The sequence below is a fragment of the Pseudomonas sp. Pmew2 genome, assembly GCF_058129885.1.
The window spans coordinates 3,792,505-3,808,110 of record NZ_CM176702.1 but is presented as its reverse complement, the minus strand read 5'-3'; the positions used below and the strand labels follow the sequence as shown (position 1 = coordinate 3,808,110).

Genomic DNA, 15,606 nt, shown 5'->3' with positions numbered 1-15,606 from the left:
AGCTCCTGGTTCCTGTTAATTGCCATGCGCGCGGTGAAAGGCGGAACAACCTGACAGTGTCCCTGGGCTGGGCAGTATAATGCGCAACGGTTTGATGTGAGCACCTGCATGCACAAAGAAAACTCCCAGCGCCCTCCGGTGCTGCAGCACGTCAGCCAGAACGTCCGGCGTCTGCGTAACAGTGCGGACCTCAGCCAGACGGCTCTGGCGGAAAAGTCCGGAGTCAGCCGACGCATGCTGGTCGCTATCGAGGCCGGCGAAAAAAACGTCAGCCTGGCGACACTCGACCGCGTGGCCGAAGCCTTGGAAGTGGCGTTCAGCGACCTGATCCAGGCACCTGAAAATCGTGATTACAGCCGCATCAATGAGCTGGCATGGGCCGGTACGATCGTCGGCAGCAAGGCGGTGCTGCTGGCCAGGGCCGTTGCCCGGCGCGAGGTGGAGTTGTGGGAATTCTGCCTGCAGCCTGGGGACGCCTATGTCTCGGAGGCCGATCCCGATGGCTGGAGTGAACAGGTCTACGTCGTCGAAGGGCATCTGACGTTGCGCTTTGCCGACCCTGCGGCCGTGCAGCAGGTCGGGGCGGGCGAGTTCTTCATGTTTCCCAGCAACCAGCCGCACCGCTACTGCAATGACGCCGATGTGCCCCTGCGCTTCGTGCGTAATGTCGTGCTCTGACCTTTCCGATTCTTTATCGCAACTCGACCGAGGCGCTGTTCGATGACCGAAGATTCCCACCAGACGGCTGACATTCTGATCATCGGCGGCGGTCTGAGCGGCACCATGCTGGCGGCGCAACTGTTGCGCAGACCGGGCCAGCGCCGAATCCTGATTATCGAAACCCGCAGCGAACTCGGCCGGGGCGAGGCCTACAGTGCGACGGAGCCGGGCCATACACTCAATGGCAACGCTGCGCGGATGAGCGTCGATCCGGATAATCCGGATGACCTCACCCAGTGGCTGACTGACTATCTGGCCGCCGGGGGCTGGCCTGAAGCTTATGAGCAGAGGGTCCCGGTCGCCGAACTGTTTCCGCCACGCGGTGTGTTCGGGCTTTATGTTCAGCAGCGACTGCGTGAAGCCCTAAGCGCTGCTGAAGCCTTTGGCTCGACCGCCGTGCATGTGCCTGGCGAGGCAGTCGACCTGCAGGTCCATGAAGGTGGGGTCAGTGTCTCGCTGGCTGACGGCCGTAAGTTGCGCGGTAGCCGTGCCGTGCTGGCGACCGGCATGTACGCGGCTTCACGCACCCCGCGACGCGATTCGAACGAGCTGAACACGGCAGCGCTGGACCCTTGGGATGTGGCGGTGATGAAAAAGCTTGATCCGCAGTCAAAGGTGCTGATCATCGGTTCGGGGCTGACCATGGTCGATGCGCTGGTCTCACTGGAAAAGGCCGGGCACCGCGGGCCGATTCAGATCTATTCCCGGCATGGCCTGCTGCCCCATGTGCGGCGCCAGCCACCGGAATGGTCTGATTTCCTGGCGCAGGACCCGAGTATCCGCAGCACTCGCCAACTGGTAAGCAAGGTGCGCGAGCAGTGCGAGCTGGCCATCGAAAGCGGCATTGACTGGCAGGCCCCGCTGGACACCGTGCGCGCCAACGTTGGCAGGCTGTGGAATCAGGCCAGTGACAGGCAGCGCCGCCAGTTTGTCCGTCATGTACGGCCATGGTGGGAGAGTCATCACCATCGCTCGCCGCCACCCAGCGCCGCACTGCTGGCGCAACTGATCAGGCAAGGTCGGCTGAGCATTGACGCCGCTTCGTTGCAGGCTGTTGCGAGCCTGCCGTCAGGCCAGGTGCAGATCAGCGTGCGTCGGCGCGGTGATAGCGAACCGACGCAGATCGTTGGCGATGCCTTGATCAACTCTACCGGCATCGAGTACGACTGGCGACGCGTGGATCGCCCGTTGCCTCGGCAATTGCTGCTGCGAGGTTTGATTCAGCCCGGACCGCTGGCGCTGGGCATTGCTGCCGACGCCGGTGGCGCGGTGCTGGACGCGCAAGGTCGCTGCTCGTCACGCCTGTTCGCCATGGGCCCGCCACTGCGCGGCATGTGGTGGGAAAGCACCGCAGTGACCGACGTGGCGATTCAGGCCAAGGCTCTGGCGATGCGTTTGTCGTGAAGTGCCGCGTGATCAGGAGAGGACGCAGAGCGTCCAGAAAGGCATACCCACGCGGAGCATGGGCACGATAGCGTTCCTGCGGACAGCGCTCATTCCTCACGCTCCAGCGTGGGAATGCCGTTCATGACGCTCCGCGTCATCGGTCTGGATCTTCACACCGACAAATGCAGCATCCGGTCGCCCTGTATATTTTCACCCGGCCTGCGTTTGTTGACCGCCAGCTCACCGATCTTGATCAGACGAGTGCGCGTCACGTTGCGGGTCAGGCCCAGCAGGCTGGCGGTGTGTACCTGGTTGTGATGGCAGTAGCGATACGCGGTCCTGAGCAACGTGTCTTCGACCTTCTCGTGCAAGGCACCTGCCTGTTCTTCAAACAGCTTTTGGAACGCCCGATTGAGCAACTGTTCGGCTGACTCGTCAGCCGGATTCTGTTCGTCCTGACGCTCGATCCTCAGGTTCGACAGGCGCAGGTCGTCACGCTGAATAACTCCGTCGCGGCAGACCAGCAAGGTGTGATGAATAACGTTTTCCAACTCGCGAATATTGCCCGGCCAGCTGTAGGTCTTGAGCTTGTGCTCGGCTTCGGCGCTAATGCGCACCGGGCCATGGCGCAGACGCTGGCTGTAGACCTCTATGAAATGCCGGGCCAGCGGCAGGATATCGCCGGGCCGGTCGCGCAGCGGGCTCAATTCCAGATTGACCACGTCCAGCCGGTAGTAAAGGTCCTCGCGAAAATGCCCGGCATTGATGGCTTTTTCCAGTTGTACGTTGGTGGCTGCGAGCACCCGCACGTCAATCGGCACGCTCTTGCGCGAGCCCAGGCGGACCACTTCACGTTCTTGAAGTACGCGCAGCAGCTTGACCTGGAGAGTCATGGGCAGGTCGCCGATTTCATCGAGAAACAGCGTGCCGCCATTGGCCTCTTCGAACCAGCCGGCCTTCGCGCTGATCGCGCCGGTGAAGGCGCCTTTCTCGTGGCCGAACAACTCGGCCTCGATCAGGTTCTCGGAGAATGCTCCGCAGTTGACCGCCACGAACGGTTTGTCGCGACGGGCACTCAGTTCGTGGACGTGCCGTGCCACCAGTTCCTTGCCAGTGCCGGTTTCACCAATGATCAGTACGCTGGCATCGCTGGGCGCCACCTGGCGTACGTGAGCGAGCAGATCCTTGGATTTGGGGTCCTCGAATACCTGCGCAGTGGCTCTGATCGAGGTCGCCAGCGCAGGCGAGTGCGGTAAGGTCAGCAGTTGCCCTGACATCACTTGGCCTGCGGGGGCAGATCGTTGGCGATCATTTCGCCGAACGGGCCCGTCAAATTGGTGATGCCGCGCCCGGCGAGGCTGGCGTAAGGCTCAGGCAGCAGCGGGAAGACCAGTTCGGCAAAGCGGTACGCTTCTTCCAGGTGCGGGTAGCCCGAGAAAATGAAGCTCTCGATGCCCAGGTCTGCGTATTCCTTGATGCGTGCCGCGACTTCCTGCGGGTTGCCGACCAGTGCCGTGCCAGCACCGCCACGAACCAGACCCACGCCCGCCCACAGGTTAGGCGCGATTTCCAGGTTGTCGCGGCGTCCGTCATGCAGCGCAGCCATACGGCGTTGACCTTCGGAATCAAAGCGCGAGAAAGATTTCTGGGCCGCAGCGATGGTTTCGTCGCTGATGTGTTCGATCAATGTGCTGGCGGCTTTCCAGGCTTCTTCACTGGTTTCGCGCACGATGACGTGCAAGCGAATGCCGAACTTTACGGTACGACCTTTGCGGGCTGCCCGTTCACGCACATCGGCCAGCTTTTGGGCCACAGCTGCCGGAGGTTCGCCCCAGGTCAGGTAAACGTCCACCTGATCGGCCGCAAGGTCATGCGCGGCATCGGAAGAGCCACCAAAGTACAGCGGCGGATAGGGCTTTTGAATCGGTGGATACAGCGCTTTGGCATTCTGCACGCGCAGGTGCTTGCCTTCGAAGTCGACTGCTTCGCCCTGTAATACGCGACGCCAGATCTTCAGGAATTCGTCGGTGACTTCATAGCGTTCGCTGTGATCGAGGAAGCTGCCGTCGCCACGGTTCTCGTCCGGGTCGCCACCAGTCACCACGTTGATCAGCAGTCGGCCGCCGGATAAACGATCCAGCGTGGCCGCCATGCGTGCCGAGACGGTAGGGGAGATGATTCCCGGACGGATCGCCACCAGGTACTTCAGACGCTCGGTCAATGGCACCAGTGCCGAGGCGATGACCCACGAGTCTTCGCAAGAGCGACCGGTCGGAATCAATACCCCGTAATAGCCCAGGTCATCGGCGGCCTGCGCCACCTGTTTCAGGTAATTGAGGGTGACGGGACGTGCGCCCTTTGTCGTGCCCAGATAATGGCCGTCGCCGTGAGTCGGAAGAAACCAGAAAACGTTCATGACAAATCCTTGGGAGTGATCAGCTAAGTGAAAGCTGACGGGACCAACTGTTGATTCGCAGACAGTTCGCCAACAGCGTTCGGGGTGGGGCCATTTATAGAACGTCTGATTTATTCCGCAAAAGAACGTTAAACCATATTTTTAGATCTTAAACGCATATGTGACTTGAAAAATCCTGCTTCTCTTTGCGCGAACCCCTCTACTACAAGGCTTTGACGGCTGTAAGCATCCCGTTAATACAGTTCGCACCAAAAGCCAAAACGTTGACAGTCAGATTGCCAAGATGAAAAACGGGCTGCGCCTGCGCGGATTTTCCGGCACTCGTCAGGCTGTCGAAACTTTTGTTCGACCGGTCCAGTCACTTTTTCAGGATCAACAGGAGTCAGACCATGGCAAGGGCAATCTGGAAGGGCGCAATCAGCTTCGGGCTGGTGCATATACCGGTCGCATTGGTGTCGGCGACAACGTCAACCAGTGTCGACTTCGACTGGCTCGATAAACGCAGCATGGACCCGGTCGGCTACAAGCGGATCAACAAGGTCACCGGCAAGGAAGTCACCAGCGAAAACATCGTCAAGGGCGTGGCGTACGAGAAGGATCGCTATGTGGTGCTCAGCGAGGAGGAAATTCGTTCCGCGCACCCCAAATCGACGCAGACCATCGACATATTCGCCTTTGTCGACAGCCAGCAGATTCCTTTGCAAAACATCGACACGCCTTTTTTTCTGACCCCGGATAAACGCGGCGAAAAAGTCTACGCGCTGCTGCGCGAAACCCTTGTCGACACCAAAAAGGTGGCGCTGGCCAATGTCGTGCTGCATACCCGCGAACACCTGGCGGCGGTCATGCCGCTGGAGTCGGCGCTGGTCATGGTGATCCTGCGCTGGCCTGCCGACGTGCGTGAGCTGGACACACTGGAACTGAGCGACGCAGTGACGGACGTACAGTTGAACAAAAGTGAACGCGACATGGCCAGGCGTCTGGTCAAGGACATGAGCGCCGACTGGCAGCCTGAGCAGTACCGCGACACTTTTCAGGACAAGATCATGCACCTGGTCAAAACCAAGGCAGACGAAGGCGAGATCGAGGATGTCGAGACGGATCCGGCCGAGGAAGAGCGCAAAAGTGCCGATGTCATTGACCTCACCGACTTGCTGCGACGCAGCCTGGCGGGCAAGGGTGGCGCCAGTAAAGGCAAAGCGAGCAAGCCCGCAGCAAAAGAAAAACCTGCTGACAAGGCCGCGGCCAAGCCCAAGCGGCCCGCAGCCCGCAAGAAAACCAGCAAAGCCTCTTGAGCCAGACGGAGACACCGGACATGGCCAAGCCCGCCAGTGAATACACGCGCAAGCGCAATTTCGCCATCACCTCCGAGCCTGCCGAAAGCACGCGCAAAGGCAAGTCTTCGTCCAAGGCCAAGGCGCTGGGTTTCGTGATTCAGAAGCATGACGCACGCAACCTGCACTACGACTTTCGACTGGAGCTGGATGGCACGCTCAAGAGCTGGGCGGTGCCCAAAGGCCCGAGCCTGGACCCCAAGCAAAAACGTCTGGCGGTGCATGTTGAAGACCACCCGCTGGACTATGCCGATTTTGAGGGCAGCATCCCGAAAGGGCAGTACGGCGGCGGTGATGTGATTGTCTGGGACCGTGGCGTCTGGCAGCCGCACGGTGATCCGCAAAAAACCTATGAGGAAGGCAAACTCAAATTTACCCTGGTCGGCGAGAAGCTCAGCGGCGACTGGGCGCTGGTGCGCACGCGGCTCACGGGCAGCGGCAGCAAGGAGCAGTGGCTGCTGATCAAAGAAAAGGACGCCATTGCGCGACCTGCCGCCGAATATGACATCACTCTGGAGCAGCCGCAGAGCGTGATCAGCGGCGCGCACCTAGGGGCAGGGCGTGCAGCGCCAGCGAAGCCAAAAGCCAGCGCCGCAAACGAAAAAGCCAAAGCCGGTGCAGCGAAGCCTGCGCGCAAGCCCGCGCAAAAGAAGTCGAAAACGGTTTTCCCGGAAACCCTTTCGCCGCAACTGGCCACGTTGGTAGATGCACCGCCAGCGGGTGACTGGCTGTATGAGATCAAGTTCGATGGCTATCGCATTCTGACCCGCATTCAGGGCGACGAAGTGCGCCTGTTCACCCGTAACGGCCACGACTGGACCGAACGGCTGCCCGAGCTGGTCAAGGCGCTCAAGGGCCTGAAATTGCAAAACAGTTGGTTCGACGGCGAAGTAGTGGTTCTCGACGAGCAAGGGTTGCCCGACTTTCAGGGGTTGCAGAATGCCTTTGACGCAGGGAACAGCAAAAACATCCTGTATTACCTGTTCGATATGCCGTTCCTGAGTGCGGAGGATCTGCGTGAAGTACCCCTTGAGCAGCGCCGCGACGCCTTGAAGCAAGTGCTCGACGCCCAGCGCAGTCGCTTGCTGCGTTATTCGGATGCGTTTCAGGCCGGGCATCAGGATATTGTGGAAAGCGCTGCGGCAATGGGCCTGGAAGGTGTCATCGGCAAGCGGGCCGGCAGTGTTTATATCGGCAAGCGCAACGCCGACTGGATCAAACTCAAATGCCGGTTGCGTCAGGAACTGGTGATCGTCGTCTACACCGCCCCGCAAGGCAGCCGCTCGGCCTTCGGAGCCTTGTTGCTGGCGGTCAATGAGGGCGATGAAGGACTGGTCTATGCCGGGCGGGTGGGCACCGGCTTCAGTGAGGTGACGCTTGAACAGCTTTATCAACAACTCAAACCGCTGCAGCGCAAGGATTCACCTCTGGCGAAAAAGCTGACCTCGGCTCAGGCCCGTGGCGTGCAGTGGGTAGAGCCGCAACTGGTCTGTGAGGCGGAGTTCGCCCAGTGGACCCGCGAAGGCATTGTGCGACAAGCCGCATTTGTCGGGTTGCGCAGTGACAAGCCTGCCAGTGAGGTGGTGCGCGAAGACGCTCAGCCCGCCAGGGTTGCCAGCCAGACCCGGACGCAATCGACATCGGCAGCGCCGCGTTCAGGCAAGAAAACCGCTGCCGGCAAAGGCAAAGTAGACGTTGCGGGCACCGGCATCAGCCATCCGGATCGGGTGATCGACAGCAAGACCGGCACCAGCAAGGTCGAACTTGCGCAGTTCTACGCGTCTATTGCCGAATGGATTCTGCCGTATCTGAACAAGCGTCCTGTGGCATTGTTGCGTTGCCCGGAAGGCATCGACGGCGAGCAGTTCTTCCAGAAGCACGCCGAGCATCTTGCGATTCCACACATCAAACAGCTGGATCGTGCTCTGGACCCCGGGCATGCCGCGCTGATGGAGATCGATTCATTGCAGGCGCTGGTCGGTGCCGCGCAAATGGGGGCCATCGAGTTGCACACCTGGGGCGCTACGCGTGACAGGATCGAAACGCCGGATCATTTTGTACTGGACCTTGATCCCGACCCGGCGCTGCCCTGGCGCAGCATGATCGAAGCCACGCAAATGGTGCTCGCCGTGCTGGAGGAACTTGGGCTGGAAGCTTTTCTCAAGACCAGCGGCGGCAAGGGCATGCACATCATCGTGCCATTGGCGCGGCAGGCTGACTGGGACACGGTTAAAGCCTTCTCCAAGGCTATCGCCGAATTCGTCAGCCGTCAGTTGCCCGAACGCTTCACCGCGACCATGGGGCCGAAAAACCGGGTAGGGAAAATTTTCATTGATTACCTGCGCAACAGCCGTGGCGGAAGCACCGTGACTGCATATTCGGTGCGCGCCCGGCCAGGTTTGCCGGTCTCGGTGCCGATTGCTGTGGATGAACTGGCAGGCCTGAAATCCTCGGCGCAGTGGGACATCACCAACCTTGCGCAGCGTTTAAAGAAACTCAAGGCCGACCCGTGGGCAGGCTACAGCAACCGCCGCAAAATCACGCAAAAGATGTGGAAGCAGTTGGGGGCGAAACGGCCCTGACACACCCTGTTTCTTTGGTTGTATGGCCGACATGCCAGGCATGTCGGCCTCAGGCTTGAGGGTCAGAGTATCCGGTACAGCAATCGCTCGACCCGCACACGGCTGACGCGCTTGAGGAATTTGCGTACCCCTTCGGGATAATTGGCCAGTGTGTCGAGTTCGTCGTACTGGTTGACGCGTTGGGTGTTGCGCATCAAATGGGCGATTTCCGCCTCGCGCGTTTCGCTCCACTGGCCCTGCGGATCATCGATCAGCAAGGCGTTTTCCAAATCAAGATTGAAGGCGCGAGGGTTCAGGTTGTTGCCTGTCAGCAGCGTATAGCGCTGATCGACCCAGATGCCTTTGAGGTGGAACGTATTATCGCCGTGTTTCCACAGGTGCACGTTGAGGCGGTTCTGCGCGATTGCCTTCTGATGCTTGTGGGCAAAGCGTCGCAGGCTGATTTCATACAGATAGGGCAGGGCCGAGATCACCTTGAACGGCTCGTCCGGGTCGATGAAGAAGTCGTTGGCGGTTTTGTCACCAATGATGATATCGACCTGCACACCGCGCTTGAGCGCCCGATTGATTTCGCGGGTGACCGCCACCGGCAGGTTGAAATACGGCGTGCAGATGGTCAGCTGGATCTTGCTCGAGGCGATCAGGTCGCAGATGGCACGATTCAGATTGTTACGCGGCCCGACGCCCAGCAGCGGAATCACCCGCAGCTCGCCGTTTTCCTTTTCGCCTGCTGAAGTGTCGTACGCAGCGCGTTTCAGGTCCGCACGAAAAGCGCGAATCTCGCTGCGAATGCTGCGCGAGCCAGGTGGCGATTGCAGGTCGAGGCGGTGCACCGCCGGTGAGGGGAGTATTTCGCGCTGCACCAGGTTCTGGAAAGCGTCGGCCAGTGGCGCACTTTCGATCAGGTGGTAACGGTCCAGACGGTATTTGTCGAGCTTGTGCAGGTAGACGTTGTTGATGCTTGCGCCACTGTAGATCACACAATCGTCGATCACGCTGCCCTTGAGGTGCAGCACGCCGAATAGCTCACGGGTTTGCACCGGCACGCCGTAGATCGGCACTTCTTCATCGTATTCAAGGTTCTGCGCCTGATACCAGGTCGAGTTGCCCGGTTGCCGCCCGGCACCGATCAGACCCCGCTGCGCGCGGAACCAGTCAACCAGCACCACGACATCCAGCTCGGGCCGTGCAGCCTTGACCGCGTACAGTGCGTCGAGGATCTCCTGACCAGCTTCATCCTGTTGCAGATACAACGCGATGATATAGATGCGCCGGGTGGCCGAAGCGATCCTTTCCAGCAGACAGCGCCGATAGTCGGCGGCAGAAGGAACAATGGAGATTGCACCGCTTGGCAAGGCAAAACCACGAAGTGCTGCCAGTGTCGAGCGTCGGAAAGTGGATTGCATAGGCCTCTCGATGGGAAAACCAATAGCGTACGAGCTTACACGAGAGTCGCACTCAGGTGGCTGTCCCCTACCTGTTTCAAAGCATTGCTGTGTGAGACGTAGCGATGAGCGTTGGTTATGTGACGCCCTGCACACAAATTAATGATAAGCATTCCCAGTAACATATGGTAGCATTTCGCATCCACTGAGTCGGTCATCTCCAGGAAGGTTTCTTCCGATCTCGCTCATCTCGTCAGCAGGACCTTTTCATGCACATCCCATCGATCCCGATGCGCCTCACGTTGCTCGCATTTTGCTGTTCCATTGGTTCTCCGGCCTGGGCCGCTACTGCTGCCGCCAGTCAGCAGGAAGGCCCGATGGTTCTCGGAGAGACCGATATCAGTGCCGACAAGGCCGACCCGCACGCGCTACCGCCCGTGTACGCAGGAGGGCAAGTGGCTCGCGGCGGGCAGTTGGGTGTTCTGGGCAATGCCGACGTCATGGACGTGCCGTTCACCATGACCAGCTACACCGAACAATTGATCGAGGACCAGCAGGCTGAAGACATCGGCGATGTGCTGCTCAATGATGCATCGGTTCGCCAGTCAAGCGGCTATGCCAACGCCTCAAAGATCTTCGTCATTCGTGGCCTCAAACTGACTACCGATGATATTTCCTACAACGGCCTTTACGGCGTGCTGCCACGCCAGATCATCTCCACCGATGCGCTGGAACGGGTTGAGGTTTTCAAAGGCCCCAATGCCTTCATCAACGGCGTAACACCGACCGGCTCCGGTATTGGCGGCGGCGTAAACCTGCAACCCAAGCGCGCTCAGGACACGCCGACACGGCGTTTTACCACCGACATCAGCAGCGACGGCCGGGTCGGCGAGCACCTGGACCTCGGCCAGCGCTTTGGCGAAGGCAATCGATTCGGCGCACGCCTCAACCTGTCTCAGCGCGAAGGCGAGACCGGCGTTGAAGACGAAGAGCATCGCAGCAAGCTGTTCGCGCTGGGGCTTGATTATCAGGGTGACAACTTCCGTCTTTCCGGCGATTTTGCCTAGGGTCTGTTCCCGTTTCGACGTAACCCATTGATCTCTATGAGAACAGGCCCGTATTGTTGGAGTTCTCACACAACACCAATACGAGCCTGCAATGCCCCGATTAATGCTCAGTGATGAGCACTGGCCGAAGCTTCGAGAAATTTTGCTGCACGAATCGATCTACAACAAGCGAGATTTGCGCACCACGGTTGAAGGCATGCTGTACCGCATGCGTGTGGGTTGCCCTTGGCGAGACCTGCCGAAAGCGTTTGGAAACTGGAGCAAGGTCTACAAGCGGTTCAATGCCTGGTCTGCTTCAGGCAAGTGGGTCAAGGTGCTTGAGGTGCTGATGACCGATCCTGACATGGAGTGGGTTTTCATTGATGGCAGTTATGTAAAGGCTCATCAGCACAGTGCAGGTGCTGCCAGCACGCAGGACCAGGCCATCGGAAAAAGCCGAGCCGGTAACACCAGCAAGATTCACCTGGCTGTAGACGCTTGTGGGCTGCCCATTGCATTTGACGTGACCGGAGGCCAGACCAATGATTGTTCGCAGGCGGCCTCGTTGATTGCCAAGATGCCCAATGCAGAAGTGATCATTGCGGACAAGGGCTACGACACTGAAGCGATACGCGCTCAGGTCGAGCAGCAAGGCAGCAAAGTGGTGATTCCACGAAAGCGCAATTCTCTGAAAGGGAACGCAGATCTGGACAAAGGGTTATATCGCAATCGACATCTCGTAGAAAACGCCTTTGCCCGGTTGAAGCATTTCCGGGCGGCGGCTTCTCGGTTCGACAAACTCAAGAGAAACTATGAAAGCGTCATAGCAATGGCCTGCGCTTTTCTGTGGCTGCCAATGTGAAACGGGAACAGACCCTACCAGAAGCAGCGCATCAATCAGAATCGCAACATGGTGTTCGTTGGCAGTGGCCTGACCCGTGTGCCGCATGCACCGGATGCCGACACCAATTACGCGCCGAACTGGACCTGGACCGAAACCGAAGACACCTTCGGCATGAGCCGGGCCGAATACGACCTCAACGATGACTGGACGCTGTACGCCGCAGCCGGTGCCAAGCACACCCGTGAAAACGGTATCTATGGCTCGCCGACTATCAATGACGCCGCAGGCAACATCACGGCGTCACCGTCTTCCATTCCGCATGACGAAGACAACAAGACAGCCATGGCCGGCATCAACGGCAAGCTGCAGACCGGCGCGGTCAGTCACAAGGTCAACTTCGGTCTGTCCGGCATCTGGACCGAGCAGCGCAGTGCCTACCTGTTCGACAGTCCGGCTGGCAGCAACCTGTACAACCCAGTGGAAACAACACGTCCTGCGCTGGACAGCTTCTCGGGTGGCGATCTCAGTGACCCCGGTATCGTCGGCAAGAGCCGTATGCGCAGCGTAGCGTTCTCCGACACGCTGGGCTTTTTCGATGATCGCCTGCTGCTGACCGCAGGCCTGCGTCGCCAGCAACTGCGCGTCCAGGGCTACGACTATGGCAGCGGCCCGCGCAACGCACTGTATGACGAGGCAATCACCACGCCGGTCTACGGGCTGGTGTTCAAGCCTTGGCGCTATGTGTCGTTCTATGCAAACCGCATTGAAGGCCTTGCGCAGGGGCCGACGGCGCCGAGCACCGTGACGATCAACCCTGGCGAGGTGTTCGCGCCGGCGCGTTCAAAACAGATTGAAGCGGGCGTGAAGCTGGATATGGGTACTTTCGGCGCAAGCCTGGGTGTATACCGTATCGAACAACCGACTGATGGCTACCAGATTCAGGATGGCAGCGGAACGCGCTACGTCCGTGATGGCGAGCAGCGCAACCGTGGCGTGGAAATGAACGTGTTCGGCGAGCCCGTCAGCGGCCTGCGTCTGCTGGCCGGTCTTACTCTGATGGACACCGAGGTGAGCGGCACGTCGGGTGGCAGCAACGATGGCAACAGGGCCATTGGTGTGCCGACCTTCCAGTTCAACGCGGGTGCCGATTGGGATGTGCCAGGCGTCACGGGCGCAGCCATCAATGCGCGCATGCTGCGCACCGGCGGGCAATATGTCGACGCTGCCAACAATCTGAGCATTCCGACCTGGAACCGCTTCGATCTGGGCGCGCGCTATACCTTCAACGTTGCGCAAAAGGACGTCACGCTGCGTGCCAACGTCGAAAACCTGATGAACAAGGATTATTGGGCATCGGCCAATGGGGGTTATCTGACTCAAGGCGAGCCACGCACCTTGAAGCTGTCCGGCACCATCGATTTCTGATCAATCGGCGCTGGCCGCATCGCAGGATGCGGCCAGCCAGTCGATCAGTAGCCGTTACGCTTCAGAATCGTCTCGATGCTCTCTTTCGCCGGCCGCCCGTAGAACTTCAACAGTTCGGCAGTGCGGTTGGTGAAGAAACCGTCAACCCCGTCATTGCTGATCCGCTTGAAGTCCTCTGCGTCGTCCACCGTGTAAGGGTGGATCACCATGCCTTTCTCGTGGGTCAGGTTGTTCATCCAGGGTTTGACCAGGTCCATGTAGCTCTGATCGCCACCCTTGGCCAGTTGCGAAGAAGGGCCGGTGCCGATCGCACCATGAGCCTTGGCCCAGTCAATCCACTTCTGGAATTCCTCCGGAGACTTGACCTCCTGCGCTGCGTAGTAGCTGGCCTTGTCCTTGGCCCCCGAGTCTTTGAACGCGACGCCGGATTTAGGCTCTATCGAGCCTTCGCCAATCCACAGCAGCATGACCTTGGGCACTTTCGGCATTTCTTTTTGCAGCAGCTCCAGGCTCTGCTTCTCGAACGTCTGCAATACCACACGCCCTGGCATGTGTGCGACGTTCACATGACCAGCCGCCGCGGCCGGACGCTGAGCCAGCCAGCCACGTTTGGTCAGCACCTTTTTAAGGTCGGCTTCGACACCGGGAAACTTGTTCGGCACCTTGGTCTCTATGTACAGCCCAGGCTTGTTCGCGCCGCCCTCGGCGATGTCGATGACCTCATCCAGCGTCAGGATCTGCAATCCGCTGTAGCTCGCGCGCGCCCGGTCGGGGTAAGCCTTGTTGAACCATGAGCCGGCGTCCAGTTGCTTGAGCTCCGCCAGGGTGAAGGTGCTGACCGGGTCCTTGACCCGTGTCGGGAACACTTCGGCAATGTTGGTCGTACGTTCCAGTACGTCATCGTGCAGTGCTATCAGCACGCCGTCTTTAGTGCGCTGGATGTCCATCTCCAGATAGTCCGCGCCCAGGTCGCGTGCCAGGGTATAGGCCGGAATGGTCTCTTCCGGAGCGTCGAACGAAGCTCCGCGATGGGCGATTACGGCTGGCCAGGGCAGACCGTATTTTTCGCTCAGCACCTTGCCCGGTGCATCCGCCGCCGCTGCCATACCGGATGACAGCATCAGGCCCGACATGACCGCTGCGGCCAGGAGGGTCTTTTTCAACAGGGTTGTGGTCGACAGAGTGGCGGAAAATCCTTGCATGGGCGGTTGGTTCCTTATGGATGGAAGGCGTTCTACTGCACCAGCGAATACCGTTACTGGTCACAGCGCTGCACGCAACGATAGCGCACTATCGCGTTGGCGAGGTTGCTTGTGCCTCAGTCTGTCCGGCAAATGCGTCCACTTTATGAACGCCTGGCGTTATCGCGAAAGGTTTTTTTCCAACGAGCGCCATTGGCTATGCACAAGCGCACCGAGTCGCGTTACTGTCAGCGTTTTGCTGACCGAACGGGAGTGCGCATGACAACGGTATTGGTGCTGGTGGAAAATCTGGACATGTATTTGCCGATTCTGGAAAGCAGCGGTTATCAGTTGATTCGTGCGCCGACGGCCGAACTGCGCGCCGAGGCAATTGCTGCACACGGGAAGAGCATCAGCGCCGTGATGACGCGTGGGCCACTGGGTTTTTTCGCCGAGGAAATGGATGCACTGCCGAACCTGCGCATCATTTGCGTGAGCGGTGCCGGCTACGAGAAGGTTGATTTGCCCGCCGCGCAGGCACGCGGCATCACCGTGACCAATGGTGCAGGCGTCAACGCCGCCACAGTGGCTGACCATACGCTGGCGCTGTTGCTGTCGCTGGTACGCGACATCCCGCAGGCCGATGCGTCGGTACGCCGTAGCGAATGGCGCAAGGTGGTTCGACCGTCGCTGGCAGGCAAGCGCTTGGGAATCGTCGGACTGGGAGCGGTTGGGCTGGCGATTGCCAGGCGTGCAGCCGCGTTCGACATCGCCATCGGCTATCACAATCGCAAACCGCGCACCGACTGCGATTACACCTGGCACGCCACCGCACAGGCGCTGGCTGCGGCGTCGGATTTCCTGATCATTGCCACACCCGGTGGCAGTGGCACGCAGCACTTGATCGATGCCGGTGTGCTTGAAGCGCTGGGCCCTGACGGCTTTCTGGTCAACATTGCGCGTGCCAGTGTGGTGGATACCCATGCGCTGGTCAGTGCACTTCAGAGCGAGCAGATTGCCGGGGCTGCGCTGGATGTGTTCGACGATGAGCCCGCTGTGCCGGACGTACTCAAAACGCTGGGCAATGTTGTGCTTACGCCCCATGTCGCAGGCCTGTCGCCCGAGGCTTCCAGAGACAGTGTGCAAATGGTCAACGATAACCTGCTGGCGTTCTTTTCCGGGCAGCCGGTGCTGACGCCGGTAACTGGCTGAAGAAACGTGCAGCGCTGCACGCCAGGCATTGCTGCAATGCCCATTCTGCTGGTTTTGCTGCCTGTTTATAGTCCG

At 59.6% G+C, this 15,606-nt stretch carries 10 protein-coding genes and 2 pseudogenes; 8 read left to right on the top strand and 4 right to left on the bottom strand.

Annotation, left to right across the window (positions count from 1 at the left end):
- The first annotated feature begins 108 nt into the window (after positions 1-108).
- Positions 109-678 (top strand): helix-turn-helix domain-containing protein, encoded by a 570-nt coding sequence (locus tag AC4ANK_RS17365; protein WP_002554065.1) that lies wholly within the window; start codon positions 109-111, stop codon positions 676-678.
- 42 nt (positions 679-720) lie between these two features.
- Positions 721-2,124, top strand: a complete 1,404-nt coding sequence (locus AC4ANK_RS17360; RefSeq protein WP_002554064.1) for an FAD/NAD(P)-binding protein — start codon at positions 721-723, stop codon at positions 2,122-2,124.
- A gap of 152 nt (positions 2,125-2,276) precedes the next feature.
- On the opposite strand, the gene AC4ANK_RS17355 is transcribed toward AC4ANK_RS17360, so the two are convergent.
- The gene (locus tag AC4ANK_RS17355) at positions 2,277-3,383 is read right to left on the bottom strand and encodes a sigma-54 interaction domain-containing protein (protein ID WP_010203637.1); all 1,107 of its coding nucleotides are present in this window, start codon (positions 3,381-3,383) and stop codon (positions 2,277-2,279) included.
- Positions 3,383-4,522, bottom strand: coding sequence for an FMNH2-dependent alkanesulfonate monooxygenase (gene ssuD / locus AC4ANK_RS17350; RefSeq protein ID WP_002554062.1), 1,140 nt, complete (start codon positions 4,520-4,522; stop codon positions 3,383-3,385). The genes AC4ANK_RS17355 and ssuD overlap by 1 nt, the downstream gene beginning before the upstream one ends.
- Positions 4,523-4,911: 389 nt before the next feature.
- On the opposite strand from ssuD, the gene ku reads away from it, so the two are divergent.
- Both ku and ligD read left to right on the top strand, forming a co-directional pair.
- Positions 4,912-5,817, top strand: a complete 906-nt coding sequence (gene ku / locus AC4ANK_RS17345) for a non-homologous end joining protein Ku (RefSeq protein WP_002554061.1) — start codon at positions 4,912-4,914, stop codon at positions 5,815-5,817.
- A 20-nt stretch (positions 5,818-5,837) separates the two neighbouring features.
- A complete protein-coding gene (gene ligD, locus AC4ANK_RS17340; protein ID WP_460385179.1) occupies positions 5,838-8,438 on the top strand; it encodes a DNA ligase D in 2,601 nt (866 codons plus the stop codon).
- A 62-nt stretch (positions 8,439-8,500) separates the two neighbouring features.
- Here the strand turns inward: ligD and pssA are convergent, their stop codons facing one another.
- Positions 8,501-9,844, bottom strand: a complete 1,344-nt coding sequence (gene pssA, locus AC4ANK_RS17335) for a CDP-diacylglycerol--serine O-phosphatidyltransferase (protein ID WP_002554059.1) — start codon at positions 9,842-9,844, stop codon at positions 8,501-8,503.
- Positions 9,845-10,092: 248 nt separating this feature from the next.
- Between pssA and AC4ANK_RS17330 the strand changes: the two are divergent.
- The 3 genes and pseudogenes from AC4ANK_RS17330 to AC4ANK_RS17320 form a co-directional block, all read left to right on the top strand.
- Positions 10,093-10,887 (top strand): annotated as a pseudogene (locus AC4ANK_RS17330) (TonB-dependent receptor plug domain-containing protein); the annotation flags it as partial.
- A gap of 94 nt (positions 10,888-10,981) precedes the next feature.
- Positions 10,982-11,731, top strand: coding sequence for an IS5 family transposase (locus tag AC4ANK_RS17325; RefSeq protein WP_460382697.1), 750 nt, complete (start codon positions 10,982-10,984; stop codon positions 11,729-11,731).
- Positions 11,732-13,138, top strand: a pseudogene (locus AC4ANK_RS17320) (TonB-dependent receptor); the annotation flags it as partial.
- A 44-nt stretch (positions 13,139-13,182) separates the two neighbouring features.
- Here the strand turns inward: AC4ANK_RS17320 and AC4ANK_RS17315 are convergent.
- A complete protein-coding gene (locus AC4ANK_RS17315) occupies positions 13,183-14,340 on the bottom strand; it encodes a glycerophosphodiester phosphodiesterase (protein WP_002554057.1) in 1,158 nt (385 codons plus the stop codon).
- A 258-nt stretch (positions 14,341-14,598) separates the two neighbouring features.
- Between AC4ANK_RS17315 and AC4ANK_RS17310 the strand changes: the two genes are divergently transcribed.
- Positions 14,599-15,531, top strand: coding sequence for a 2-hydroxyacid dehydrogenase (locus AC4ANK_RS17310; RefSeq protein WP_002554056.1), 933 nt, complete (start codon positions 14,599-14,601; stop codon positions 15,529-15,531).
- Positions 15,532-15,606 lie beyond the last annotated feature (75 nt).

What these genes read in the sequence shown, in the direction of transcription:
- ligD (WP_460385179.1), top strand. Translation starts at nt 5,838, where the DNA reads ATGGCCAAGCCCGCCAGTGAATACACGCGCAAGCGCAATTTCGCCATC.
- AC4ANK_RS17310 (WP_002554056.1), top strand. Translation starts at nt 14,599, where the DNA reads ATGACAACGGTATTGGTGCTGGTGGAAAATCTGGACATGTATTTGCCG.
- pssA (WP_002554059.1), bottom strand. Translation starts at nt 9,844, where the DNA reads ATGCAATCCACTTTCCGACGCTCGACACTGGCAGCACTTCGTGGTTTT.
- AC4ANK_RS17325 (WP_460382697.1), top strand. Translation starts at nt 10,982, where the DNA reads ATGCCCCGATTAATGCTCAGTGATGAGCACTGGCCGAAGCTTCGAGAA.
- ssuD (WP_002554062.1), bottom strand. Translation starts at nt 4,522, where the DNA reads ATGAACGTTTTCTGGTTTCTTCCGACTCACGGCGACGGCCATTATCTG.
- AC4ANK_RS17365 (WP_002554065.1), top strand. Translation starts at nt 109, where the DNA reads ATGCACAAAGAAAACTCCCAGCGCCCTCCGGTGCTGCAGCACGTCAGC.
- ku (WP_002554061.1), top strand. Translation starts at nt 4,912, where the DNA reads ATGGCAAGGGCAATCTGGAAGGGCGCAATCAGCTTCGGGCTGGTGCAT.
- AC4ANK_RS17355 (WP_010203637.1), bottom strand. Translation starts at nt 3,383, where the DNA reads ATGTCAGGGCAACTGCTGACCTTACCGCACTCGCCTGCGCTGGCGACC.
- AC4ANK_RS17315 (WP_002554057.1), bottom strand. Translation starts at nt 14,340, where the DNA reads ATGCAAGGATTTTCCGCCACTCTGTCGACCACAACCCTGTTGAAAAAG.
- AC4ANK_RS17360 (WP_002554064.1), top strand. Translation starts at nt 721, where the DNA reads ATGACCGAAGATTCCCACCAGACGGCTGACATTCTGATCATCGGCGGC.